Source organism: Pseudoalteromonas sp. S554, from assembly GCF_005930865.1.
Lineage (GTDB): Bacteria > Pseudomonadota > Gammaproteobacteria > Enterobacterales > Alteromonadaceae > Pseudoalteromonas > Pseudoalteromonas marina.
This window is the reverse complement of record NZ_PNDV01000093.1, coordinates 1-22,546: the sequence shown is the minus strand read 5'-3', so window position 1 is coordinate 22,546 and position 22,546 is coordinate 1. Positions and strand designations below refer to the sequence as shown.

22 protein-coding genes and 1 pseudogene are annotated in these 22,546 nt (G+C 39.9%); 13 read left to right on the top strand and 10 right to left on the bottom strand.

Going from position 1 to position 22,546, the window contains the following annotated elements:
* Window positions 1-107: 107 nt before the first annotated feature.
* Complete coding sequence (locus tag CWB65_RS17355; RefSeq protein ID WP_008132228.1) at window positions 108-611, bottom strand: LabA-like NYN domain-containing protein; 504 nt, start codon at window positions 609-611, stop codon at window positions 108-110.
* A 147-nt stretch (window positions 612-758) separates the two neighbouring features.
* Between CWB65_RS17355 and CWB65_RS17350 the strand changes: the two genes are divergently transcribed.
* Complete coding sequence (locus CWB65_RS17350; RefSeq protein ID WP_008132226.1) at window positions 759-1,382, top strand: hypothetical protein; 624 nt, start codon at window positions 759-761, stop codon at window positions 1,380-1,382.
* Window positions 1,382-2,125 carry a DUF3307 domain-containing protein gene (locus CWB65_RS17345; protein WP_008132224.1) on the top strand — a complete coding sequence of 248 codons (744 nt, stop codon included), beginning with the start codon at window positions 1,382-1,384 and terminating at the stop codon, window positions 2,123-2,125. Before CWB65_RS17350 ends, CWB65_RS17345 begins: the two co-directional genes overlap by 1 nt.
* Before the next feature lie 55 nt (window positions 2,126-2,180).
* Here the strand turns inward: CWB65_RS17345 and CWB65_RS17340 are convergent, their stop codons facing one another.
* Together CWB65_RS17340 and CWB65_RS17335 are read right to left on the bottom strand one after the other, a co-directional pair.
* Entirely contained in the window at window positions 2,181-3,578 is a 1,398-nt protein-coding gene (locus tag CWB65_RS17340) for a DEAD/DEAH box helicase (RefSeq protein WP_138741096.1), read from the bottom strand.
* Window positions 3,579-3,774: 196 nt separating this feature from the next.
* Window positions 3,775-4,614 carry an isopenicillin N synthase family dioxygenase gene (locus tag CWB65_RS17335; RefSeq protein ID WP_006794030.1) on the bottom strand — a complete coding sequence of 280 codons (840 nt, stop codon included), beginning with the start codon at window positions 4,612-4,614 and terminating at the stop codon, window positions 3,775-3,777.
* Between the two features lie 260 nt (window positions 4,615-4,874).
* Here CWB65_RS17335 and CWB65_RS17330 point away from each other — a divergent pair.
* A pseudogene (locus CWB65_RS17330) lies at window positions 4,875-5,624 on the top strand (alpha/beta hydrolase family protein); the annotation flags it as partial.
* A 50-nt stretch (window positions 5,625-5,674) separates the two neighbouring features.
* Here the strand turns inward: CWB65_RS17330 and CWB65_RS17325 are convergent.
* On the bottom strand, window positions 5,675-6,394 hold the full coding sequence (locus tag CWB65_RS17325) for an alpha/beta fold hydrolase (RefSeq protein WP_138741094.1): 720 nt from the start codon (window positions 6,392-6,394) through the stop codon (window positions 5,675-5,677).
* Between the two features lie 222 nt (window positions 6,395-6,616).
* Here CWB65_RS17325 and CWB65_RS17320 point away from each other — a divergent pair, with 222 nt between their 5' ends.
* Window positions 6,617-6,940 carry a hypothetical protein gene (locus tag CWB65_RS17320; RefSeq protein ID WP_006794033.1) on the top strand — a complete coding sequence of 108 codons (324 nt, stop codon included), beginning with the start codon at window positions 6,617-6,619 and terminating at the stop codon, window positions 6,938-6,940.
* 96 nt (window positions 6,941-7,036) lie between these two features.
* Here the strand turns inward: CWB65_RS17320 and CWB65_RS17315 are convergent, their stop codons facing one another.
* Together CWB65_RS17315 and aspS are read right to left on the bottom strand one after the other, a co-directional pair.
* Window positions 7,037-7,267 (bottom strand): hypothetical protein, encoded by a 231-nt coding sequence (locus CWB65_RS17315; RefSeq protein ID WP_010557107.1) that lies wholly within the window; start codon window positions 7,265-7,267, stop codon window positions 7,037-7,039.
* 114 nt (window positions 7,268-7,381) lie between these two features.
* Window positions 7,382-9,160, bottom strand: coding sequence for an aspartate--tRNA ligase (aspS, locus tag CWB65_RS17310; RefSeq protein ID WP_138741093.1), 1,779 nt, complete (start codon window positions 9,158-9,160; stop codon window positions 7,382-7,384).
* Between the two features lie 248 nt (window positions 9,161-9,408).
* On the opposite strand from aspS, the gene CWB65_RS17305 reads away from it, so the two are divergent.
* The 3 genes from CWB65_RS17305 to CWB65_RS17295 all read left to right on the top strand — a co-directional run bounded on the left by CWB65_RS17305 (window position 9,409) and on the right by CWB65_RS17295 (window position 11,465).
* Window positions 9,409-10,257, top strand: coding sequence for a DUF72 domain-containing protein (locus CWB65_RS17305; RefSeq protein WP_138741092.1), 849 nt, complete (start codon window positions 9,409-9,411; stop codon window positions 10,255-10,257).
* A 30-nt stretch (window positions 10,258-10,287) separates the two neighbouring features.
* Entirely contained in the window at window positions 10,288-10,782 is a 495-nt protein-coding gene (locus CWB65_RS17300) for a M48 metallopeptidase family protein (RefSeq protein ID WP_138741091.1), read from the top strand.
* Window positions 10,783-10,901: 119 nt separating this feature from the next.
* Window positions 10,902-11,465, top strand: coding sequence for a hypothetical protein (locus CWB65_RS17295; RefSeq protein ID WP_138741090.1), 564 nt, complete (start codon window positions 10,902-10,904; stop codon window positions 11,463-11,465).
* A 97-nt stretch (window positions 11,466-11,562) separates the two neighbouring features.
* Here CWB65_RS17295 and CWB65_RS17290 read toward each other — a convergent pair whose 3' ends face one another.
* Entirely contained in the window at window positions 11,563-12,249 is a 687-nt protein-coding gene (locus CWB65_RS17290) for a DUF3334 family protein (RefSeq protein WP_006794039.1), read from the bottom strand.
* Window positions 12,250-12,365: 116 nt separating this feature from the next.
* Here CWB65_RS17290 and cmoA point away from each other — a divergent pair, with 116 nt between their 5' ends.
* The 5 genes from cmoA (at window position 12,366) to CWB65_RS17265 (ending at window position 16,708) form a co-directional block, all read left to right on the top strand.
* A complete protein-coding gene (cmoA, locus tag CWB65_RS17285; protein ID WP_138741089.1) occupies window positions 12,366-13,091 on the top strand; it encodes a carboxy-S-adenosyl-L-methionine synthase CmoA in 726 nt (241 codons plus the stop codon).
* A 12-nt stretch (window positions 13,092-13,103) separates the two neighbouring features.
* Window positions 13,104-14,072, top strand: a complete 969-nt coding sequence (gene cmoB / locus CWB65_RS17280) for a tRNA 5-methoxyuridine(34)/uridine 5-oxyacetic acid(34) synthase CmoB (RefSeq protein WP_039038061.1) — start codon at window positions 13,104-13,106, stop codon at window positions 14,070-14,072.
* Window positions 14,073-14,263: 191 nt separating this feature from the next.
* Window positions 14,264-15,316: a phosphoribosylformylglycinamidine cyclo-ligase gene (gene purM, locus CWB65_RS17275; protein WP_138741088.1), complete on the top strand. Its 1,053-nt coding sequence runs from the start codon at window positions 14,264-14,266 to the stop codon at window positions 15,314-15,316.
* Window positions 15,316-15,963, top strand: a complete 648-nt coding sequence (purN, locus tag CWB65_RS17270; protein ID WP_138741087.1) for a phosphoribosylglycinamide formyltransferase — start codon at window positions 15,316-15,318, stop codon at window positions 15,961-15,963. The genes purM and purN overlap by 1 nt, the downstream gene beginning before the upstream one ends.
* A 16-nt stretch (window positions 15,964-15,979) precedes the next feature.
* Complete coding sequence (locus tag CWB65_RS17265; protein WP_039038063.1) at window positions 15,980-16,708, top strand: DUF3108 domain-containing protein; 729 nt, start codon at window positions 15,980-15,982, stop codon at window positions 16,706-16,708.
* Between the two features lie 28 nt (window positions 16,709-16,736).
* Here the strand turns inward: CWB65_RS17265 and CWB65_RS17260 are convergent, their stop codons facing one another.
* Window positions 16,737-17,501: a class II glutamine amidotransferase gene (locus CWB65_RS17260; RefSeq protein WP_008132190.1), complete on the bottom strand. Its 765-nt coding sequence runs from the start codon at window positions 17,499-17,501 to the stop codon at window positions 16,737-16,739.
* A 304-nt stretch (window positions 17,502-17,805) separates the two neighbouring features.
* Between CWB65_RS17260 and fadE the strand changes: the two genes are divergently transcribed.
* Complete coding sequence (gene fadE / locus CWB65_RS17255; protein WP_138741086.1) at window positions 17,806-20,262, top strand: acyl-CoA dehydrogenase FadE; 2,457 nt, start codon at window positions 17,806-17,808, stop codon at window positions 20,260-20,262.
* Here the strand turns inward: fadE and CWB65_RS17250 are convergent, their stop codons facing one another.
* Both CWB65_RS17250 and CWB65_RS17245 read right to left on the bottom strand, forming a co-directional pair.
* On the bottom strand, window positions 20,263-21,378 hold the full coding sequence (locus CWB65_RS17250; RefSeq protein ID WP_138741085.1) for a DUF6136 family protein: 1,116 nt from the start codon (window positions 21,376-21,378) through the stop codon (window positions 20,263-20,265). It lies immediately after the preceding gene.
* Window positions 21,375-21,965 (bottom strand): ABC transporter ATP-binding protein, encoded by a 591-nt coding sequence (locus CWB65_RS17245; RefSeq protein ID WP_138741084.1) that lies wholly within the window; start codon window positions 21,963-21,965, stop codon window positions 21,375-21,377. The genes CWB65_RS17250 and CWB65_RS17245 overlap by 4 nt, the downstream gene beginning before the upstream one ends.
* Between the last annotated feature and the right edge of the window lie 581 nt (window positions 21,966-22,546).

Sequence of the window (22,546 nt, the reverse complement as noted above, 5' to 3'; positions counted from 1 at the left end):
CGAGCAAACCCAATTTATTACAGCAACAATAAAGCCTATATTAAACTATATAAGCTCTGTATTAAAAACTCTCATGTTGCAGGCACTTAGCCTCTTTTTTGTAAGCTTTAAAGTAATAAATTATCATCAATCAAATGAAACTGTTCTGCACTTTGTTTGAGTACTTCAGCGGTTAACTTATCTGCTCCATAAACATCACACGGCACATTATATTGATTTTTTAAATGAGCAAGTAACAGTGCAAAATCACCGTCGCCCGAGAGCAAAATTACTTTATCGAGATTTTTTCCATGCTCTAACATATCTATCGTTATGCCTACGTCCCAGTCGCCTTTAGCACTGCCATCTCGGCGCTGAATAAACGGCTTTAGTTTTACTTCAAACCCAATCGCTCTCAAAATATTTTGAAACTGATTTTGCTTTTCATCTCCACGATAAATAGCGTAAGCAAATGCACAATCTATTTCGTACTGCTCCTGAATAACTCGCCAAAAAGCATTGTAATCAAAGTTTTTACTATAGCTTTCTCTACACGTGTAATAAATGTTTTGTACGTCAACAAATATGCCTACACGTGGTTTAATGTTTTGCTGCGAGTTAAATGAAGTCATGTAATGCCCTAGTTAGAATAATAGCTATAGCGAAATAATTTAAACTCAGTGTACCTTGCTATTTGCTTTTAAGTAACCTAAATTAGTTACATAACGCTATGTAACCATTTTTGGTTACATTTTAAAAAGTAACTAATTTGGATTGTTATGATTGGTGTGATCAGCGGCGATATTATTAAATCGCAAACTATTCCTAAACAGCAATACGATGCCATGCTTTATGAGCTAGAGCAAAGTTTACGTTGTGTATCGGGCGAGAGTACACTTTGGAATATTTATCGAGGCGATTCTTTTCAATTACAAATTAATGACCCTGAGTATTTGTTTAAGCATGCCGTTTTAATTTATTTATATTTGAAGGTATCAGGGTACGAAGTCAGACAAAGTATGGCTATTGGGGAAATAGATAACCCGCGCAATGATATAAAAACAGCTACAGGTTCAGCATTTACTCTTTCGGGTCATGGCCTTGATAAAATAGCCAATCAACGGTTTTTATTTAATACGCCTCCTCAAAACATCCATGAAAGTTTAAACCTCAATTTAGCCTTTGCTGATGTACTCCTTACTAAAATAACACAAAAACAAGCCAATGCTTTGTACGCCTATTTAACCAGTACAGATAATAGCCATGCAGCTTTAGCAAAAGATCTTAAAACCAGCAGAGAAAACGTAACTAAGCTACTTAATTTAGCCCATTACCAACTTATCGAACGGTTTTTAGAGCATGCGAGCAACATCATAAAAAATATAAATCAAGGGAGAAGCTAATGGCTTTTTCGCTTTTACTCGTAGCCCTAATTATTGGCCATTTATTGGCTGATTTTTACTGGCAACCTATGAGCTGGGTTAACGACAGAAACTCCCGCCACTTCAAAGCAACTAAACTGTATTTTCATGTATTGGTCCATGGGGTCACTAGCGCAATAATTATTAGCGCTTGGGAATACACTTATGGCTGGCAACAAATTAGCAGTGTTGTAATAGCAACCGCCGTTATTATGCTTAGTCATTACGCAATTGATATAGCCAAATCTTACTCAAGCAAAGGTGTCGTGCCCTTTTTATTGGATCAACTTGCCCACATAGCCGTAATAATCTACTTAAGCGTATGGCTGAGCGATAATACACACTTTTTAGATACCCTATATTCACTTGTCACTAACCCAAATGTGCTGTGGGTTGTGTGCGGTTATTTAATTATTTTAAGCCCAAGTGCAGTATTTATTAGAATGATGCTAGAGCGTTTAACGGGTAACTTTAGCAGTAAAGGCAGCTTAGTACTTGCAGGGCAAAGTATTGGCATGTTGGAGCGCGTATTAATGCTGAGCTTTATTTTACTCGATCAATTTGCGGGGGTTGGATTTTTATTAGCGGCTAAGTCGGTCTTTAGGTTTGGCGATTTAAGCGCCAGTAAAGATAAAAAGCTCACCGAATACGTAATGTTAGGCACACTACTTAGCGTAAGTGTAACTTTGTTTGTAGGTTTAATAGTAAGGTATTTAATACATTAAAAAACGCGCTACCGTTTAAAGTAAGCGCGTTTTTATTAAAACTAACTAAACCTAATTAGTCATTATTATTTGGACGGCGACGGCGCTGACCGTTTCCGCCTACCGACTGACGCTTTGCCCAGGGATTTTGTGCGTTATCATCTTTTTTAGCAGCAGGCTTTTTAGAGCCACCGCGACGAGGGCCAGTACCGTTGCCGCCATTATTTGGCTTTTTACTATTTGGCTTACTGCTATCAGATTTAGGCTTGTTAAAAGGTTGCTTTTTCTTTGGCTTTTTAGCAGGTAATGGGCGTGCGTCTAATGCGCGTTCTGCTACTGGGTTTACTGGTTCAAAGCCCTCTTCTTCAGCACGAGGAATAAGCTCACCAATAAAGCGTTCAATACCGTATAAATCGACTGCATCATCAATTGTAACAAACGAAATTGCATGGCCCGATGCACCCGCACGTCCTGTTCGGCCAATACGGTGAACATAATCTTCATACACATTTGGTAAGTCGTAGTTAACAACATGCGGAAGCTCAACAATATCAAGGCCACGTGCCACAATATCAGTGGCTACAAGTACACGTACTTCGCCACTTTTAAAACCATCTAACGCTTTTACACGTGCGCCTTGCGATTTATTACCATGAATAGCTGCGCCTACGATATCGTCGCGCTCAAGTTGTTTAACCAATCGGTTTGCACCGTGTTTAGTGCGGCTAAATACTAAAACTTGCTGCCAATCGTTACTACGAATTAAATGACTTAGTAAAGCTGTTTTACGGCCTTTATCTACCGCGTAAACGCTTTGCGTTACACTTTTAGCTGTGGTGTTTTTTGCAGCGACTGAAATTTCAACCGGATCGTTTATTAATCCTTTAGCTAACGCTCGAATATCATCTGAAAACGTAGCCGAAAACATGAGGTTTTGGCGCTTAGCAGGCATTTTAGCAATAAGGCGTTTAATGTCGTGAATAAACCCCATGTCGAGCATGCGGTCGGCTTCATCTAAAACGAGCACTTCTACGCTATCAAACTTAACGGCATTTTGATTATGTAAATCAATTAAACGCCCAGGTGTTGCCACTAAAATATCGACACCTTTACGAAGGCGCTGCATTTGCGGGTTAATTTTAACCCCACCATACACAACAAACGAACTCACGTTTGAATGCTTAGCGTACTCTTCAACGTTTTCGCTTACCTGAAGTGCAAGTTCACGTGTAGGCGCTAAAATAAGCGCACGTACATGGTTACTTTTCGCTTTTGGACCCGTAGATAAACGTTCGATAAGTGGAAGCGTAAAACCCGCTGTTTTACCTGTGCCAGTTTGTGCTGCCGCCATTACATCGCGACGCTCTATAATTGCAGGAATTGCTTGAGCCTGAATTGGCGTTGGCGTTTCATAGCCCTTTTCTAAAACCGCATTAACTAAAGACTGTGATAAACCTAGACCTTCAAAACTCATATAAACTCTCTTTTAAATAAGGCCAAAACGGCCAGTTGCGCGCATTATACCTGTCGTGGGCTAGAATGCATGCCATTATTTACTTTGCACTCAATTGAAGCCATATATTACTAAGCTTAAAACGCAAAAAACGGCTAAAAGCCGTTTTTTGTTAATGCTTAAAAACCTAGAAGTAAGGCTTAATTAAGCTCAGGTATTACTTAACACCTAGCTCGCGTAAACGTTCTTGCAAGTAGCTATCTGCGGTGTAACGCTCTGAAAGTACAACATCTGGGCGCGGGTGTAAAAACAGCGGTAATGAAATACGCGACTTAGTAGACGCTTTGCCTGTTGGATTAATAACTCGGTGAATAGTAGACGGGAAATAGCCGCCAGATGCTTCTTGCAGCATATCGCCAATGTTAATAATTAAGCTACCAAAATCACATGGTACATCTAACCAACCGCCGTCTGTCTTTTGAACTTGTAAGCCCGGCTCGTTTGACGCTGGTAATACAGTTAGTAAGTTGATGTCGCCATGTGCAGCTGCGCGAATTGCGCCTGGCTCTTCATCACCAGTCATTGGTGGGTAATGTAGAATACGTAGCAATGTTTGATCAGAGTCTGCAATCATGTCTTTTAGATCAATCGAAAACTTAGCACGCACATCGGCAGGCGCCTCAGCTTGAACCCAGCTTAAAAGTGTTGCAGCAAACTCGTTTGCTAAGCGGTAGTACTCACGTACATCAGCTTCAAGCTCAGCAGGTACACGCCCTTTTGGATAAACATGAAAGTACTCTTTTATGTCTTTAACGGTAAAGCCTTTAGCTACTTCAGACACTGAAGGCGGAAAGTAACCGTCTTGTGTTTCTTTAGAGTATAAAAAGTCGTGCTTTTGCTCTGAGTTAAAAAAGTCTTGCCAGTTTTTGTAAATAGACTCAACTAAAGACTGTGGAATTGGGTGGTTTTTTAAAACACCAAATCCAGTATTTCTTAACGATTCAACAAATTGTGCAGCCGCATCGGGAGCTTTATAATCAACAGTAGGTAATTGCATTGTACGTTCCAGTGAATAGGTTATTTGAAGTTAGGTACTTCAAGTACTTTTATGTATATAAAGTAGCAAGGACTTCATTATAGCGCCATGCGAGGATAGACAAACAGCCCCAAAAACATAAGGACATATGTCCGCAAAGCGCCCCCATCAAAGGGTGTATTGATCAAGATCAATAAATAAAAATGATTGAATTTGCACACATTGATGCATATGTATGGTCTAGTATTACAACGTATTTTATTTGTTCAAAAAGGCGACCCATGCGACAAAAAGTATCTTTTAAAAGTGGTAATTTAGAACTTGCCGGACAACTTGAACTCCCCGATGATGAAGTAAAATTTTATGCCCTCTTTGCCCATTGTTTTACCTGCGGTAAAGACATTGCAGCAGCAACACGTATTAGTCGTGCTTTAACACAGCAAGGAATCGCTGTACTTCGTTTCGATTTTACCGGCCTAGGCAACAGCGATGGCGACTTTGCAAACAGTAACTTTTCATCAAACATTCAAGACTTAGTATCTGCTGCTGATCATTTACGAGCGCACTTTAAAGCACCGCAATTACTCATTGGTCACAGTTTAGGGGGTGCCGCAGTGCTTGCTGCTGCACAATATATTCCTGAGGTGACAGCTATTACAACCATTGGCGCACCGTCAGATGCACAACATGTAGCACATAATTTTGAAGCCCATTTAGATGAAATAAACGCAGCTGGCGAAGCAAAAGTGAGTTTAGCTGGGCGTGAATTTACCATTAAAAAGCAATTTATCGACGATATAGCTAAATACGATAAAAGCCACATAAGTAAACTTAAACGCGCTTTATTAGTCATGCACTCACCGGTTGATACAACCGTAAACATTACTGAAGCTGAAAAAATTTACGCATCCGCTAAGCACCCAAAAAGCTTTATAAGTCTAGATAACGCCGATCATTTACTGACAAATAAAAACGATGCCGATTACGCAGCAACAATTATTGCACATTGGGCAAACCGCTACGTAAATTACGCATAAGGAAAACTTACCATTACGCGCTGCTAAAACGGCGCGTTAACCTGCTAATTTATAAACTTAGCAACTTCTTTACTCATTCTATCAACCAACCAGTCAGGACCACCATCATACATATCGTTATGGCGCGATTTTTCTATACGTAATTGAGTAACCGGAAACTCACTCAGCTCTTTTTCGCTTAAGAGCACACCGGCATCTGCCGGGTAATCACTACCTCTAAGGGTAAGTACACGAATATCTTTATTACGAGGCAGTAACATGCGGCGATGATCAAGCGTAATTAAGTCACTGACTTCATCAGGATACATTGCAGCATACAAGGCTGAAATATCTCCACCATTAGAATGACCAAATAAAGTGAGCTTTGAAAAATCATACTCTGTGTATTTGGCTGCTAATTCATTAACTAAAAATTTAAGGGTGACCACACCGCGGTGCCAGTTCTCCATGCGAGTTGCCATATAAGGTGGATGCACATTTAACATAGGATCTGTTTTTAATTCATGGCCCACTGCAATGGCTAAATAGCCTTGTTTGTTAAATTCATCACTGGCAAAAGTATAGCTATTGTGAGCCATACCATACCCTGCATTAATAAAGGCAACTGGGCATTTATTTTGTTTGCTGCATTTAACGTTATTTGTTGGCAACGAAATGCTAATTGGGATCTCACGATCACGGCTAATGTCTGTAATATATGTTTCGCTGGCATAGGAGCTTACACTTGTGAAAAGAAGTGTGAGGTAAAAAAGTGTTTTATGCATATTACTTAACGTATTGTTTATTATAATTAATGCGGGTTAGTTTAGGCGTTTTATACTATTAATGACAGCCTTAAAAGTAATAGTAGTCTGTGTGGTTATACCAAATTTATTTACATTTAAATTGCAGATTAAAAAATGTTGAAAAAGACTAACAGCCGCAAACACAAAATTGTGCGATAATAGAGGCAATTGTTCCAATATACTCAGTAAAAGATCCGATACATGAAATCATACAGCACCATTGAACAGCGCATTGAAATTCTAGAAGAAAAGTTAGCCTTAATTAATGATGAAATTAGCACATTAAAAACACCCGCTAAAAACAACAATGAACGGATTATATTTAAGTTTATTGAAACCGGCAGTACAGGTAAAACAAAGGACTTTGTTCGTGAATTAGGAATTAAATCACCGCGTGATGGGCTGTTTTCATCTGGTGATGTTACTGCTTTAATTAAAAATGGCGCTGACGATATTTCGCCGGCGTTACTAGCAATTGCTAGGCAACTAGCCAGTGCACGCAATAAAAATGGTCCTAGCCGATAATTAAACAACGCATGTAACGTTTAGAAGCTTAGGCATCGTCTTTGCTTCTAATGTTTTAGTTAAACTTTTTACTTAACGCTTTCCTCTTCACAATTATCAATGGCTGTAGTCGCCTCTCTCTGGCAAATCTTTTCTTAGCGCAAGCACTGCAATATAAATAAGCCCAAATAATGGAAATAATGCTAAGCACCCGCCTACAAAAGCTAAAACACCTGGGCTGGTGCTTTTTCGCTTGCCAATTTTGTAGCTAATAAGCGCAAAAATAGGAATACAAAATAAGATGAAAAATGTTAAAAACTCGCCAAATAAAGTGAGATTAATTGACATGGGAATTCCTTTTCATAGTGGTTAAATTATAATCTGCGCTAAATTTAACCACAAAAAAACCCTTAAGCAAACAACTTAAGGGTTTTAAATTCAATGCTGTAAACTCAGCTCAAATTACTCTTCGCTAGCGGCTGATTTTTCTACCACACTTATTGCAAGCTCAGTTAACGAATCATTGTTCGCTTTACTTGGCGCGTCGGTTAATAAACAAGATGCTTGTGTAGTTTTAGGGAAAGCAATAACGTCACGAATGTTATCTGTTCCGCATAAAAGCATAACTAAACGGTCTAGACCAAATGCTAAACCTGCATGTGGCGGTGTACCGTATTTAAGGGCATCAAGTAAAAAGCCAAATTTGTCTTGTTGCTCTTGTGCATCAATTCCTAAAATTCTAAATGCTGCTTCTTGCATATCTGCATTATGTATACGTACCGAGCCACCGCCCACTTCGTAGCCGTTTAATACCATATCGTAGGCATCTGAAATAGCCGCTGCAGGGTTTGCTTCAAGCTCACTTGCGCTAATATCTTTTGGTGCGGTGAACGGATGGTGCACAGCGTGTAATGTGCCCTCGTCGTCTTCTTCAAACATTGGGAAGTCTACAACCCAAAGTGGTGCCCAACTGTTAAGATTAGTGATTTCTAAATCTACACCAATTTTAAGGCGTAGTGCACCCATGGCTTCATTTACTGTGTTGCGCTTATCTGCACCGAATAAAATGATATCGCCAGTTTGTGCATTAGTACGCTCAAGTAACTGTGTGATCACATCTTCGTTTAAGAATTTAGCGATTGGCGATTGCACGCCTTCAGCGCCTGCATCACGGTCGTTTACTTTCATCCATGCTAAGCCTTTAGCACCGTAAATACCAATAAACTTAGTGTAATCATCAAGTTGCTTACGCGAAAGCTTAGCGCCACCCGGTACTGTTAATACAGCAACACGGCCTTTTTCGTCGTTTGCAGGGCCTGAGAATACTTTAAACTCAACATCTTTCACTAAATCAGCAACGTCTACTAATTTCATTGGGTTACGTAAGTCTGGCTTATCAGAACCATATAAGCTCATCGCCTCAGAATAAGGCATAATCGGGAAGTCGCCTAAGTCAACGTTAAGTAACGATTGCCACATTTCACGAATCATTTTTTCCGTCATACCACGTACTTGATCCGAGCTCATGAACGAGGTTTCTAAATCTATTTGAGTAAATTCAGGTTGGCGATCGGCACGTAAATCTTCATCACGGAAACATTTAACAATTTGGTAGTAACGATCAAAGCCTGACATCATCAACAATTGTTTAAATAATTGCGGCGATTGCGGTAATGCGTAAAAGCTGCCTTTATGCACACGGCTTGGTACTAAGTAATCGCGAGCACCTTCTGGCGTTGCTTTTGTAAGTACCGGTGTTTCGATGTCTAAAAAGCCGTTTTCATCTAAAAAGCGACGAACAAAGCTGCTTGCTTTAGCACGTAATTTAATGCGGTCGCTCATTTCTAAGCGACGAAGGTCTAAGTAGCGGTACTTTAAGCGGCGCTCTTCAGAGTTTGTTTGGTTAAAATCAAGCGGCAATGGCTCTGAGCGATTGATAATTGTAAGCTCGGTGCCTAAAATTTCCACTTCGCCTGTTGCCATATCTTTATTTACTTGGCTTTCTGGGCGAGCACGTACAACCCCTTTTAACTGAACACAAAATTCTTGGCGAAGCTTGTTCGCTGTATCCATGAGTCCTTCAACTTCTGGATCGAATACAACTTGTACTAAACCTTCTCTATCGCGTAAATCGACAAAGATAAGTCCACCAAGGTCACGTCGTTTGTTGATCCAGCCACATAGTTCAACTTCTTGATCTACGTGAGTTTTATTTAGCTGTCCGCAGTATATAGAGCGCATAGTTTTCCTGTCAGATAAAAGGCTTCAACGGTAAAAATTATTTGTTTTTATAGGCGCATAATTTAAAAAAGAGCTACCACACTTCAAATAAAGCCGTAAGCAATCTAAAAATATTCAAATTAAGCCCTGCATTATACCCAAGTAGGTTGAAGATGCTAGGCGTGTTTGGTGTGTTGGTGTTAATTTAAAGCAGGCGCTGTTGGTATTTGCTACACTGGCGCCACGATGTAATTTATCAGCTATTTCTTATGTTATATATTGGATGCCCTCAGTGGTCTAGCAGTGCATGGAAAGGCAATTTATTTTCAAGCCAATGTAAAAACGCCGACATGCTAAGCCAATACGCACAGCATTTTAATTCGGTAGAAGGTAACACCAGCTTTTACGCCGACCCATCACCTAGTACTGTTTTGCGCTGGGCACAAAGCGTACCTGACAATTTTAAGTTTACCTTTAAATTTCATCGCCGTTTTAGCCATGAGCTAGCGCTTAGCAACGTACAAACAGAGCTTACCGACTGGCTTACATTATTTGCCCCTTTACTTGAAAAAACAGGGCAAATAATGCTGCAACTACCCAAAGCATTTGGCCCGAACGATTTACCCAAACTGGCGCAATTTATTAGCTTGCTCCCCAAAGAGCTTACTTACGGTGTAGAGGTTCGTCATATTGAATTTTTCAAAAAGGGTGAAGCCGAAGTAGCACTCAATCAACTATTAATAGCAAATAACATAAATCGTATTTCAATGGATACACGGGCGCTTTTTGCAGTAAAGCCAACCACCGAAGCGCTAATAGACGCCCAACAAAAAAAGCCTCACTTACCTGTACACGCTATTGCTACTGGCTCGCAACCTATGGCCCGATTTGTAATCGCTGATTTACAAAACGACTATCAAGCCTTTTATAAACCGTGGCTGAGTAAAGTAAAACAATGGCTTGATGAGGGTAAATCCCCTTATGTGTTTTTTCATACTGCCGATAATCGTGAGTCGCCACTACTTGCACGTCAATTTTGTAAAGACCTTGGGTATAATCACCTTGTACTCAACCCGTTCAGCGGCGAAAAAGAAGCGCAGCAGCACGCCCTGTTTTAAAAATTAAAACAAAAATATAGAGACATAAAAATGAGTGAATACGCCCGTTACTTTACAGGCTACCCTGCAAATATTGTTGAGCAAGTATTAAGTCTTATTAGTAACAATAAGGTATGTGACTACTTACTTAAAAAATACCCAGATGCACATACTATTACCAGCGATAAGTTACTTTACAGCTACGCCACTGATTTAAAAAAACAGTATTTAAAAAATGCGCCACCGTTTGGTCGCGCGGCGTTTAAAAAACAAGGCGACATGGTAACAAACGCATTGGGTACACACACCTACCGTATGCAAGGTAAAACCCGTAAACACGATTTAGCCATAAATAGCGATTTACTGCGCGCCCCCGAGCCATTATTAAAAGCGTTGGTTGTGCACGAACTCGCCCATTTTAAAGAAAAAGACCACAACAAAAGCTTTTATAAGCTGTGTTGCCACATGGAGCCACAATACCACCAGCTAGAGTTAGATTTACGCATTTTTTGTGTAGTGGTGGCGATGGGAGAGAATCCGTATTGAGCAGCGGTCAGCGGTCAGCGGTCAGCGGTCAGCGGTCAGCGGTCAGCGAAAATATAAACAAGTTTATCCATAAAAGTAAGTGATCTGCTTGCTTTACTTAACAATTTAAGGGATTAAAAATGATTTTAAGAGATTTAGGCCTTTTTCTAGAGTTTATGATTAAAATACAACCATTACTTTTTTTAATCATCAGTGTCTTTGCTGTCTATCTAAGCTTTAAAATGCTCTCCAATGCAAAAGCATCTAGAGCACATGAGGAAAGGATAAAGTTAGTAGAGGAAAAAATGAATATTAAATCTCTGTTTTCAGAATCAATGGACAACCTCACTGAAATATATAACCAGCATAATATACTGTACATGAAACTAAAAACCTATTATCCGAACTTCGGTTCTGAATATTTAGCTCAACAAAAGAGAATGCTTGAGGCGTCAAAAAAGCAGTTAGAGGAAGTTGAAAATATATATAAAAACTATATCGAAAATGCTGAAAAATCAATCACTCTAGAAAGCTCAATAAAGTTTCTTTTAGAATTACAGGGGAATTATATTGTTTCACCAAGAAATAAAGTCTCGAACGAAAAGTATTTCAATGACTTGCTGGAAAGAGCAGCTAATACAAAAGAGCTGGTTACCAACAGCACCAAATACCGTTTTAGAGATAAATGTGACTTTCATAATTAGCTGTTTATTCCCAACACAATAAAAACGCGAACTAAATCGCGCTTTTATTATTAATACTTTTTCAATTCTGAAAGCTTTAAACTGACAACTTTGGGTGTTAAAGCCCTAACTCAGCCATAAAGTCGTCATCGGCATCATCTTGCACGGGCTCTTTTTTAGCCTGCGCTTTTTCAGCTTTTTGCTTTGCTTCGTTTTCAATAATGTCGTCAGGGTCAATGGCTTCAATAATGTCAAAATCGTGTAGTTTAATAAACTCTGTTTTATCCATTGCCAGTTCTAGGTAAAAAATATTTTGATTACGTGTAGTAAAAGTAACACGTCGTGCTTGTGGGCGATCCATTGTGGTATCTACCGAAATTTGCACTTGTTTATTGATCGCCATCATTTTTGGCTGATTTTGCGTAATAGAGGTATGTAATTGCTCGCGAACCTTAGAAGTAAAGTCACCTACTATTTGGTTCATTAACTCGCCCATTACGTTTGAAACATCGTCTGACAAGTGACTATGTGCAATTTCTTCTTCTGGCATACCCATGTTGCGCATGTAGTCGCCGTAGATTTCCATTGCAGCCTGCGATGTAAAGTTGGTTACAACAAGCCCTGTAAAGCCGCCATCAAACAATACAAAGCAACCAATGTCTGGTCGCATGCAGGTGCGTGTTATTTTTTGAACCATGGCCGAGTAACTTATTTCGTTACCGCTTGCTGATGAAAGTACCCCTGTCACAGAGTGACAAAGCGTTGCTAGTATATCGTCGGTGCTAATAACTTTACTTTTGCTCATTTAACGTTCTCTTTTGTACTTATTATTCATAATTCTAGCCAACCTACTGAATTTATCACTGACTATCCAGCATAAAATGTTAAAATAACCTTATTATTTTTAAAGAGACTGCCTTCGTGACCATAAAAGACAGTATTTACGCCTCTGAGCAACAAGTAAAAGATTTCAGCTTTGACCAAAATGTGGTTGAAGTATTCCCTGATATGATTCAGCGATCAGTGCCTGGTTATGCCACCATTGTAAGCACTATGGGTAAATTAGCGGGCCAATACGCTCAAAGTAATTCTAACTTGTATGACCTAGGCTGCTCATTGGGCGCGGTTACGCTGAGCATGCGCCGTAATATTCGCACCGATAATTGCAACATTATTGCAGTAGATAACTCACAAGCCATGGTTGAGCGTTGTAAAATGCATTTACAAGGGTTTAAATCGGACGTGCCGGTTACTGTTACCCTTGGCGATATTAACGAGCTTGAAATTCAAAACGCATCGGTTGTAGCAATGAACTTTACACTGCAGTTTATACCCCATGCACAGCGCCAAGCTGTGCTTGAAAAAATTTACGCTAACTTAAAGCCCGGTGGTGTATTACTACTTAGTGAAAAAATTAAAGCCGAAAACGAGCAGTGCGATAATTTACTGATCGATTTGCATCATGATTTTAAGCGTCATAATGGCTACTCTGAGCTTGAAATAAGCCAAAAGCGCACAGCAATAGAAAACGTTATGCGCCCCGATACACTCAGCACACATATTAATAGGTTAAGTGATATTGGCTTTAGCCAAACACAAGTGTGGTATCAATGTTTTAATTTTTGCTCAATGGTAGCAATTAAATAAAAAGAGTAATTTATGTCTCAATGGTTTAACCAATTTTACGCTGCAATTGCACAAAGCCCACTTAGCCACTGGCTAGAAACGCTACCTGCCCAATTAAAACATTGGCAGTTAGAGGCAAGCCATGGTGATTTACCACAATGGCAAAAAGTGCTTAAAAATTTGCCTGAAATAAACACAACTCACGTTGATATAGCCACTAAAGTAGAAATTGGCGCAAAAGGGGAAATGAGTGAAGGCCAACAAAAGCAAACTACACACTTATTAAAGCGCATGATGCCTTGGCGAAAAGGCCCATTCAGTGTGCACGGTATTGAAATAAACACCGAATGGCGCAGTGATTGGAAATGGGATCGCCTCCTTCCACATATTGAGCCATTAAAAGGCCGTACAGTGTTAGATATTGGTTGTGGCTCTGGCTATCATTTATGGCGCATGCGCGGAGAAGGCGCCGAGTTTGTAGTGGGTATTGATCCTTCTGACTTATTTTTGTGCCAGTTTCAGGCAATTAAACACTTCAACCCCGACGAAAACGTGCATTTATTACCATTAGGTGTAGAAGCCCTTCCAGAGCTTAAAGCCTTTGATACGGTATTTTCAATGGGGGTGCTTTATCATCGTCGTTCACCAATTGATTTTTTAGCGCAGTTAAAAGCGCAGCTTCGCCCGGGCGGCGAGTTAGTGCTTGAAACCTTAGTTATTGAAGGCGACGAAAATACAGTACTCGTGCCTACCGACCGCTACGCAAAAATGCGCAATGTGTGGTTTATTCCAAGTACTGCTGCATTAAAACTGTGGATGGAGCGCGTTGGCTTTAAAGATGTGCAAATAAAAGATTGCGCAATGACCACGCTTGATGAACAACGCAAAACCGATTGGATGGAAAACGAATCGTTAGTTGATTTTTTAGACCCAACCGACACCAGTAAAACCATTGAAGGCTACCCTGCTCCACTTAGAGCGATACTAACCGCCAAAGCATAGCGGTTAATTTAACGCTTTTAATACTAAAAAAGCGCCAACGGGCGTTTTTTTAGTTTATTTAAACAACAAACAGCGGACAAGTGTCCTTGTTAATTATTTCAAACCTATATTTACGCTAGCCGCGCAGATGCAATTGTTGTAAAATACGCGCGTTTCTAAGCAACCCAAAACAACTATTTTGAGGAAAACCTGTGAGCGAACAAAAACAGTCTCTTAGCTATAAAGACGCGGGCGTAGATATCGACGCTGGTAATGCACTTGTTGAGCGTATTAAAGGCGTAGTTAAAAAAACCCGTCGTCCTGAAGTGATGGGCGGAATTGGTGGTTTTGGCGCACTTTGCGAAATTCCTGAAGGTTATAAACAACCTGTATTAGTAGCGGGTACTGATGGCGTGGGTACTAAATTGCGTATGGCAATTGACCTTAAAAAGCACGATACCGTAGGTATTGACCTAGTAGCTATGTGTGTAAACGATTTAATTGTTCAAGGTGCTGAACCCCTGTTTTTTCTAGATTACTACGCAACGGGTAAACTAGACATAGACACAGCAGCCGACGTAGTAACAGGTATTGGTAAAGGGTGTGAAATTTCAGGTTGTGCCCTAATTGGTGGCGAAACAGCAGAAATGCCAGGTATGTATGATGGTGAAGACTACGACATGGCAGGCTTTTGTACCGGTGTGGTTGAAAAATCAAAAATCATTGATGGTACTAAAGTAGCTGCAGGCGATCAGCTTATTGCCCTTGCCTCTAGTGGCCCACACTCAAATGGTTTTTCTTTAATTCGTAAAGTACTTGAGGTATCTAACGCCGACACCAATCAAGTAATTGATGGTAAAACATTAGGCGAGCATTTATTAGAGCCTACACGTATTTACGTTAAACCTTTACTTGAGTTATTTAAGCACGTTGACGTGCATGCCCTTTCGCACATTACTGGCGGTGGCTTTTGGGAAAATATTCCACGCGTATTACCTGCATCAGCTAAAGCTGTGGTTAAAGGCGATAGCTGGAAGTGGCCAAGTGTTTTTAACTGGTTACAAGAAAACGGTAACATTACTACGCATGAGATGTACCGCACATTTAACTGTGGTGTAGGCATGGTTTTGGTTGTTCCTGCCGATAAACTTGAGCAAAGCTTAACTATGCTTAAAGATTTAGGTGAAAACGCTTGGCACCTTGGCGAAATCCAAGATGCGGCACCAGGCGAAGAGCAAGTAGACATCGTAGGTGGTGCTAAGTAATGGCATCTACTCGTCTAGTAGTTTTAATTTCAGGCAGTGGCTCTAATTTACAAGCCATCATTGATGCCTGTGAACGTGGCGAGATAAACGGACATATTGCGGCTGTTATTAGCAATAAAGCAGACGCATATGGCCTAGAACGTGCTAAAAATGCAGGCATTGCAACGCAAGTACTCAGTCATAAAGATTTTGACTCGCGCGAGGCCTACGACGCGCAGTTAATGAACGTTATTGACTCTTTTGAACCAAATCTAGTTGTATTAGCTGGGTTTATGCGTATTCTTACACCTAGCTTAGTGCAAAAATATATTGGAAAAATGTTGAACATTCATCCATCTTTGTTGCCTAAGTACCAGGGGCTGAATACCCACCAAAGAGCAATTGATGCAAAAGACGATGTTCATGGCGTAAGTGTTCACTTTGTAACTGAAGAATTAGACGGTGGTCCGGTCATTCTTCAAGCGCAAATACCTGTACTCAAGGATGATACAGCAGACACATTAGCAAAACGCGTGCACGAACAAGAGCATATAATTTATCCTTTGGTGGTCAAATGGTTCAGTGAACAAAGACTTACTATGGAAGAAGATTATGCGGTTCTTGACAAAAAACAACTTCCTGCACACGGCGCGCACTACCCACAATAAAAAAATAAGCGCCCTAATGCTATGTGCGGGCGCTTTACTTCCAACAAGCCTTATTGCAGGCGAATTGACTCAATACGAAGCCAAGTATGATATTTTGCGTAAAGGCAGCAATCACGGAACGGCAGTTCGTTCTCTTAAAAAGCTTGATGATGAAAATTATGAATTAACCTACCACAGTGACATTGAGTGGATGATTTTTTCTGACTCGCGTAAAGAAACCTCTCAATTTACGTTTAAAGACGGTAAGGTTTCTCCTGATCATTATTCAATGGTACGTAAAGGAACAGGTCCTGATAAAAACTATAAAATTGATTTTGACAAAGAGAATGAAATTGTTACCAGCAGTAACAGTGAGTACCCGCTAAAATGCGAGTGGACTGATGATTTTCAAGATGCCATTTCGTATCAAGTTCAGGTTCGTGAAGGGTTAAAAAAAGGCGAAACCAACTTCTCGTTTCCGCTTGTTGATAAAAAAGGTAACCGTCGGGATTATAACTTTGAAGTGGTAGGCACAGAGATGATTTCTTTGCCTATAGGTAACATAGAGGCAATTAAAGTAAAACGTTTATACGATACCGACAAGCGACAAGCCCTCGCTTGGTTTGCACCTGAAATGGATTACATGCTTGTGCGCATGTGGAAAGGTGAAAAAGGGACTGAGCAGTTTGAAGTTCAAATGAACTCGTTTACTGTGACCGCCCCAACCGCAACAGCTGAGCACACTAAAAACCTTCAAGCGAACTAGCTAACGATTTATTTGCAAAATGGGTGAACTATATAAGCTCACCCATTTTAAATAACGAAAACTCTCCTGGCTCCATTTTTTGCCAACGCTCATCGTTAGTAAGCGGCCTTGTTGCAATGACAGTTACCACATCGTTTGGGGTTGTCTCTTTTTGAAAATCAACAACCATATCGGCATCAATTAATGTAGCTTTACCAAAAGGCGCACGGCGCGTTATGTAATGTAAGTTATTTGTGCAGTACGCTAAAACAAATACGCCATCGGTCAACAACATATTAAATACGCCCTTTTCACGCAGCGTGTGAGAAAGCTTGGCAGCGTATCTAAAAACAGACGCCATATTAGAAGGTCGTTTAGGGTATTTTTCACGAATTTTATCAAGCAACCAACAAAAAGCGAGTTCACTGTCAGTATTACCCACTGGACGATAATATTCGGGTTTTAAATCGTGATAGTTTGAAAGCTGCCCATTGTGTGCATAGGTTATTTCTCGCCCCCACAGCTCACGCGTAAACGGGTGGGTATTTTCAAGGCATACTCGCCCGCGATTACCTTGACGTATATGGCTAATAACCGACACACTTTTTATAGGATAGGCTTTAACAAGCTTAGCAATTTCTGATTGGTAGCTTGGTTCTGGGTCTTTAAAAGTTCGACACCCTTTTCCCTCATAAAACGTAATGCCCCATCCATCTTTGTGTGGCCCCGTATTACCACCACGCTCTAATAGCCCTGCAAAACTGAAACATATATCAGTAGGCACATTGGCAGACATACCAAGTAATTCACACATTTATAAAAAAGCCCTTAAAAAGTACGGATGAATAGCAGTACACTTTACAAAAAAAATTTTCTAAATTAGTTGCATATTTACTTAAAAAAATCATTATGGCTACCTGAATTATAAATTTTTAACGCTCTGAGTTAATAAAAAACATAATGTGTATGGCAAAAAGCACTATCCGTACCCTTAAAAGGTATTTTGTAAAGCAAAACTTCTGACTTTTTACTATAATTTTACACGCTAATTTACTTGAAACTTAAGCTGACTAGCGCTACTCTAAATGAGGTGGTCTGACCTCTATTAAGGAATTAAAATGACACTCATATTTACACTCGGTTTAATCGTGCTGCTGTGCACTGCGATTTACCACAGAGCGAGTTGGAACACAGCACTTGGTGTTTCTTCTGCAACATTATTAATCGGTACCTTCGCAGGTGCTTTTGGTTTAATTAGCTGGTTGATCTTTTTGATCATCGCAGTGCCTCTTTCAGTTACTGGTATTCGCCAGCAATACATCATCAAACCTATCTTTACGGTATTCAAAAAAGTAACACCGAGCATGTCTGACACTGAAAAGTCAGCCATCGATGCGGGTACAACTTGGTGGGAAGCTGATTTATTTTGCGGTAACCCTGATTGGAAAAAGCTACACCAATACCCTGTGCCTAAACTTACTATTGAAGAGCAAGCCTTTATAGATGGCCCTGTTGAAGTAGTATGTAGCATGCTAGATGATTGGGAAGCAACACACGAGCTAACTGATTTACCGCAAGATGTATGGCAATACCTTAAAGACAATAAATTCTTTGCCATGATCATTAAAAAAGAATACGGCGGTTTAGAGTTTTCTGCGTTTGCTCAGTCTTGTGTACTTCAAAAACTAACGAGTAAATCAACATTACTTTCGTCAATTGTTGGTGTTCCAAACTCGTTAGGTCCAGGTGAATTATTACAACACTATGGTACAAAAGAGCAAAAAGACCATTACTTACCGCGCTTAGCTAGCGGCCAAGAAATTCCATGTTTTGCATTAACATCACCAGAAGCTGGCTCTGACGCAAGTTCAATCCCTGATTACGGTGTTGTATGTAAAGGACAATGGAACGGTGAAGAAGTTGTAGGTATAAGCCTAACGTGGAACAAGCGCTATATCACGCTTGCGCCCGTGGCAACGGTACTTGGTCTTGCATTTAAATTACAAGATCCAGATGGCTTATTAAGTGATGTAAAAGAGCCAGGTATTACCTGTGCATTGATCCCAACAGATACTCCTGGAGTAGAAATTGGTCGTCGTCACTTCCCGCTTAACGTACCATTCCAAAATGGTCCTACTTGCGGTAAAGACATTTTTGTACCTCTTGATTACATTATTGGTGGGCCAGATATGGCTGGCCAAGGCTGGCGAATGCTAGTTGAGTGTTTATCGGTAGGCCGTGCAATTACTTTGCCGTCAAATTCTGCCGGTGGCATTAAAATGATTGCAACCGCTACGGGTGCATACAGCCGTATTCGTCGTCAATTCCGTTTACCGATTGGTAAAATGGAAGGTGTTGAAGAATCAATGGCTAAACTTGCCGGTTACGCATACAGCTCAGATGCTGCAGTAAGTATGTCGACTGGTGCGGTTGACTTAGGTGAAAAACCATCTGTTGTATCAGCGATTATTAAATATCACTTAACCGAACAAATGCGCGATGCAACAATCCATGCAATGGACGTTCTTGGCGGTAAAGGGATCATGCTTGGTCCAAATAACTATTTAGGTCGTGGCTATCAAGGTGCACCTATTGCCATAACCGTTGAAGGTGCAAACATCCTGACCCGTAATATGATCATTTACGGCCAGGGTGCGATTCGCTGTCATCCGTTTGTACTAACCGAGCTAGGTGCGTGCGAAATTGAAGACCGCGAAGAAGCGCTTAACGTATTTGATAAAGCGCTAATGGGTCATATAGGCTTTACTATGTCAAACCTAGTGCGTACTAAATGGCTAGCCCTTACAGGTGCTCGCTTTACAAGTGTGCCTTACCATGACGAAACAGCTGAGTTTTACCGTATAGCGTCGCGCTTTAGTGCTTCTTTAGCACTTATGTCAGATATTAGCATGGCTGTATTTGGCGGCTCTCTTAAACGTAAAGAGCGTATTTCTGCACGTTTAGGTGACTTACTTAGCTACCTTTACTTAGTATCTGCAACGCTTAAGCGTTATAACGACGAAGGCCGTAAAAAAGAAGATTTTGCGCTTGTTCAATGGAGCTGTCAGGATCACCTTTACCACTGTCAACGTGCGCTTGCTGATTTAATTAACAATATGCCTTCTGCACCACTTCGTGGCGTATTAAAAGTGTTATTGTTCCCGTTTGGTCGCCCGGTACGTAAACCGACAGATAAGTTAGAGCATAAACTAGCTCAAATCTTACAAGTTCCTAGCGAAACACGTAACCGTTTAGCTAGTTATGTATACTTAACAAATGAGCCTCTTAATCTTGTAGGTCGTCAGGAGCAAACGCTTAAAGACGTACTTGAAGTTGAGCCGTTATTTGAAAGAGTATGTAAAGAGAAAGGTGTGAAACTACCGTTTTTCCAACTTGATAAAGTGGCGCAAATGGGGCTTGAAGCAGGTATTTTAAGCCAAGCCGAGGCCGATAAGCTAGCTGCTGTAGAGCAAGCTCGTTTAGACGTAATTAACGTAGACGATTTTGACCCTGCTGATTTGCTTGCAGGTAAAGCAGCGCGTGATAGCGTTATTACAAAAGTGGATGCCGCTTAACTAGTTTAGTAAAGCAAGCAACCCAATGTTAGAAAGAACCCAAACCAGCGCATAATGCGCTGGTTTTTTTTGTGCAAAATAAACCTGCAATAAACACCACACAAACCCCACGCTTAGCAAAGTGCTGTTTAATCTCTCAAACATAATGCTATAGGCTATAAAGGCTGCTAAAAGCAAAAGCATACTGGGCATAAACTGGCCAATATAAAACGCTCGTGCCTTTTGATTCATTTTAAAAAACAACCGATATTGTTCATAAACTTTAGTGCAATCAAACTGTAATGAGCTGCTAAAAAGAACAATAAAAGCAACTGCCACACCGTCTATTATAGTCACAAGATCTGGCCGCTTTTCTAATAACTCAGCCGATGCCATAAATACACACAAAAGCAACGATATACGCCATACTAATGTCCAACTATGGTTTATGAAGTAACAAAACCAAAAGCTAAATAAAGACCGAACACTCATCATTCCATTTATATTAATGACAGGTATAAATGCGCTTAAAAGAAAGATAATTGCAAAACCCAAATGATAAATTAGCGGCGATAACTCAACAGGAGTAAACAAAAATAAAGTAGTTAAAGTAAATCCATACACGAGCGCGCTAGGTTTGTATAAACAAACAATGCCTAAACCTAACTGTATAAACATAAAAACAAAAAAATGCGGTACTTTTATCCACTGAGCCCAGGTTAAATCAAGCGCTATCAACAGACTCGCTATAAGCCAGCCATTACTAATAAGTAATAATTTAATATCTGCTATGTTCAGCCAGCTAGGACAAGCTATTGTGTGTTGAAATAGCCGTTGCTTGCTATTTTTAATTGCCGACTTAATCGCGCTTAACATCACACTTTGCAATAACAAATAAAACAAGGCTATTTGGGCACCATATGCAGGTGCATCTGTACTATCTATAATTTTCCCTAGGCCCAAAAAGAGCAACAACACCAAGCCTAAAATAGATGAACCCAACACCACTAAAAATATCAAACCAAAGCTTTTTAACTGCAGTAGCAGCTGCTTAAGCTCAAACGTGTATGCTAGGTACCGATAACTCATAAATGCACGATACTGCTCAAGCTTACCTTTCACGCTCGCGAAACTCATAGCGAAACACACTTAAAGCCATGCTCAATAAATACAGCCGGCTCATGGCAAGTAATAATAATTTGCCCATTAGGCTTATCATTTAAATACACATCGAGTAATTGTAAAAGGTGCTCAATGCTTGTTTGATCAAGTGCAGCACTTGGCTCATCAAGTAGCAAATACGGTGACTTTCGCATTAGCGCTAAAATTAGCTGACACTTTTTTTGGTTACCCGAGGACAAAGCATCAAAACGCGTATTTAAAAATGCTGTAAAGCTAAACCCTTTAACCAGCTCATGTGGCCACGGGCAGTCGATAGCACTAACAGACAAGTCAATAATTTGATGGGCTGTTAAAAAATCAGGTAACGTAATACGGTCACTGGCTATGGCCACTGTTTTTGTGGGCTCATTCAACTCCCTCCCCGCAAACAAAAGTGAGCCACTTTGCGGTTTATCAAGTCCTGCTAGCATCATAAGTAAGGTGGTTTTACCGTGGCCATTAGGTGCTTCTATGCAGAGTTTTTGATCTGAAAAAACCTGGTTATAATTTTTAAAAACTACATTGTTGGAAAATTGCTTATTTAAACCAATAACTTCAATCATAAAATATCCTTATAAACTAAGGTTTTATTATAAGCCTACAAAGTAAAGAGGCATACTTATTGATTTGATTACTGCGTTAGCTAAAAGTACTTACTCATTTTTATAAATAAACTAATACCAACTCGCTTAATTAAATGAGCTATTTTGAGGCTGGGAAAACGTGTTAATAGCTAGGTAAAAAATTCACTATTTAATTGTTCTAAATGAGAATTTTTTAACGCAGGTACCGACACGTTTAGCCCCGCGAAATGATTAAGTATTATTGCGGATTGGTATAAAACAACTTAATTAGCTCTGAGGAAATTTTTGGCGGTAAAAAAATTAAATAGAGGATTTTATCTGATAACGAAAAATAGCATCAACAGTGGCGTTATAAGCCTATTTAAGGCAAATACATGTTTATATTTAAAAGTATTATTTAAGATACAAAAAATAAATAAAAGTGATTATTTATTAATTTTTATTTAATAGTTTGATAAGTATCGGTGACTATAAAATTTATAAATGATTTGATGATAAGAAAATTAATCTTTAAAACCTTGTTATTGAGGAAATAACAAGTGGCGGAGTGGACGGGACTC

Excerpts from the sequence above, each read along its gene's own strand:
- CWB65_RS17355 (WP_008132228.1), bottom strand. The coding sequence starts at position 611 with ATGACTTCATTTAACTCGCAGCAAAACATTAAACCACGTGTAGGCATA.
- CWB65_RS17350 (WP_008132226.1), top strand. The coding sequence starts at position 759 with ATGATTGGTGTGATCAGCGGCGATATTATTAAATCGCAAACTATTCCT.
- CWB65_RS17345 (WP_008132224.1), top strand. The coding sequence starts at position 1,382 with ATGGCTTTTTCGCTTTTACTCGTAGCCCTAATTATTGGCCATTTATTG.
- CWB65_RS17340 (WP_138741096.1), bottom strand. The coding sequence starts at position 3,578 with ATGAGTTTTGAAGGTCTAGGTTTATCACAGTCTTTAGTTAATGCGGTT.
- CWB65_RS17335 (WP_006794030.1), bottom strand. The coding sequence starts at position 4,614 with ATGCAATTACCTACTGTTGATTATAAAGCTCCCGATGCGGCTGCACAA.
- CWB65_RS17325 (WP_138741094.1), bottom strand. The coding sequence starts at position 6,394 with ATGCATAAAACACTTTTTTACCTCACACTTCTTTTCACAAGTGTAAGC.
- CWB65_RS17320 (WP_006794033.1), top strand. The coding sequence starts at position 6,617 with ATGAAATCATACAGCACCATTGAACAGCGCATTGAAATTCTAGAAGAA.
- CWB65_RS17315 (WP_010557107.1), bottom strand. The coding sequence starts at position 7,267 with ATGTCAATTAATCTCACTTTATTTGGCGAGTTTTTAACATTTTTCATC.
- aspS (WP_138741093.1), bottom strand. The coding sequence starts at position 9,160 with ATGCGCTCTATATACTGCGGACAGCTAAATAAAACTCACGTAGATCAA.
- CWB65_RS17305 (WP_138741092.1), top strand. The coding sequence starts at position 9,409 with ATGTTATATATTGGATGCCCTCAGTGGTCTAGCAGTGCATGGAAAGGC.
- CWB65_RS17300 (WP_138741091.1), top strand. The coding sequence starts at position 10,288 with ATGAGTGAATACGCCCGTTACTTTACAGGCTACCCTGCAAATATTGTT.
- CWB65_RS17295 (WP_138741090.1), top strand. The coding sequence starts at position 10,902 with ATGATTTTAAGAGATTTAGGCCTTTTTCTAGAGTTTATGATTAAAATA.
- CWB65_RS17290 (WP_006794039.1), bottom strand. The coding sequence starts at position 12,249 with ATGAGCAAAAGTAAAGTTATTAGCACCGACGATATACTAGCAACGCTT.
- cmoB (WP_039038061.1), top strand. The coding sequence starts at position 13,104 with ATGTCTCAATGGTTTAACCAATTTTACGCTGCAATTGCACAAAGCCCA.
- purN (WP_138741087.1), top strand. The coding sequence starts at position 15,316 with ATGGCATCTACTCGTCTAGTAGTTTTAATTTCAGGCAGTGGCTCTAAT.
- CWB65_RS17265 (WP_039038063.1), top strand. The coding sequence starts at position 15,980 with ATGCTATGTGCGGGCGCTTTACTTCCAACAAGCCTTATTGCAGGCGAA.
- CWB65_RS17260 (WP_008132190.1), bottom strand. The coding sequence starts at position 17,501 with ATGTGTGAATTACTTGGTATGTCTGCCAATGTGCCTACTGATATATGT.
- fadE (WP_138741086.1), top strand. The coding sequence starts at position 17,806 with ATGACACTCATATTTACACTCGGTTTAATCGTGCTGCTGTGCACTGCG.
- CWB65_RS17250 (WP_138741085.1), bottom strand. The coding sequence starts at position 21,378 with ATGAGTTTCGCGAGCGTGAAAGGTAAGCTTGAGCAGTATCGTGCATTT.
- CWB65_RS17245 (WP_138741084.1), bottom strand. The coding sequence starts at position 21,965 with ATGATTGAAGTTATTGGTTTAAATAAGCAATTTTCCAACAATGTAGTT.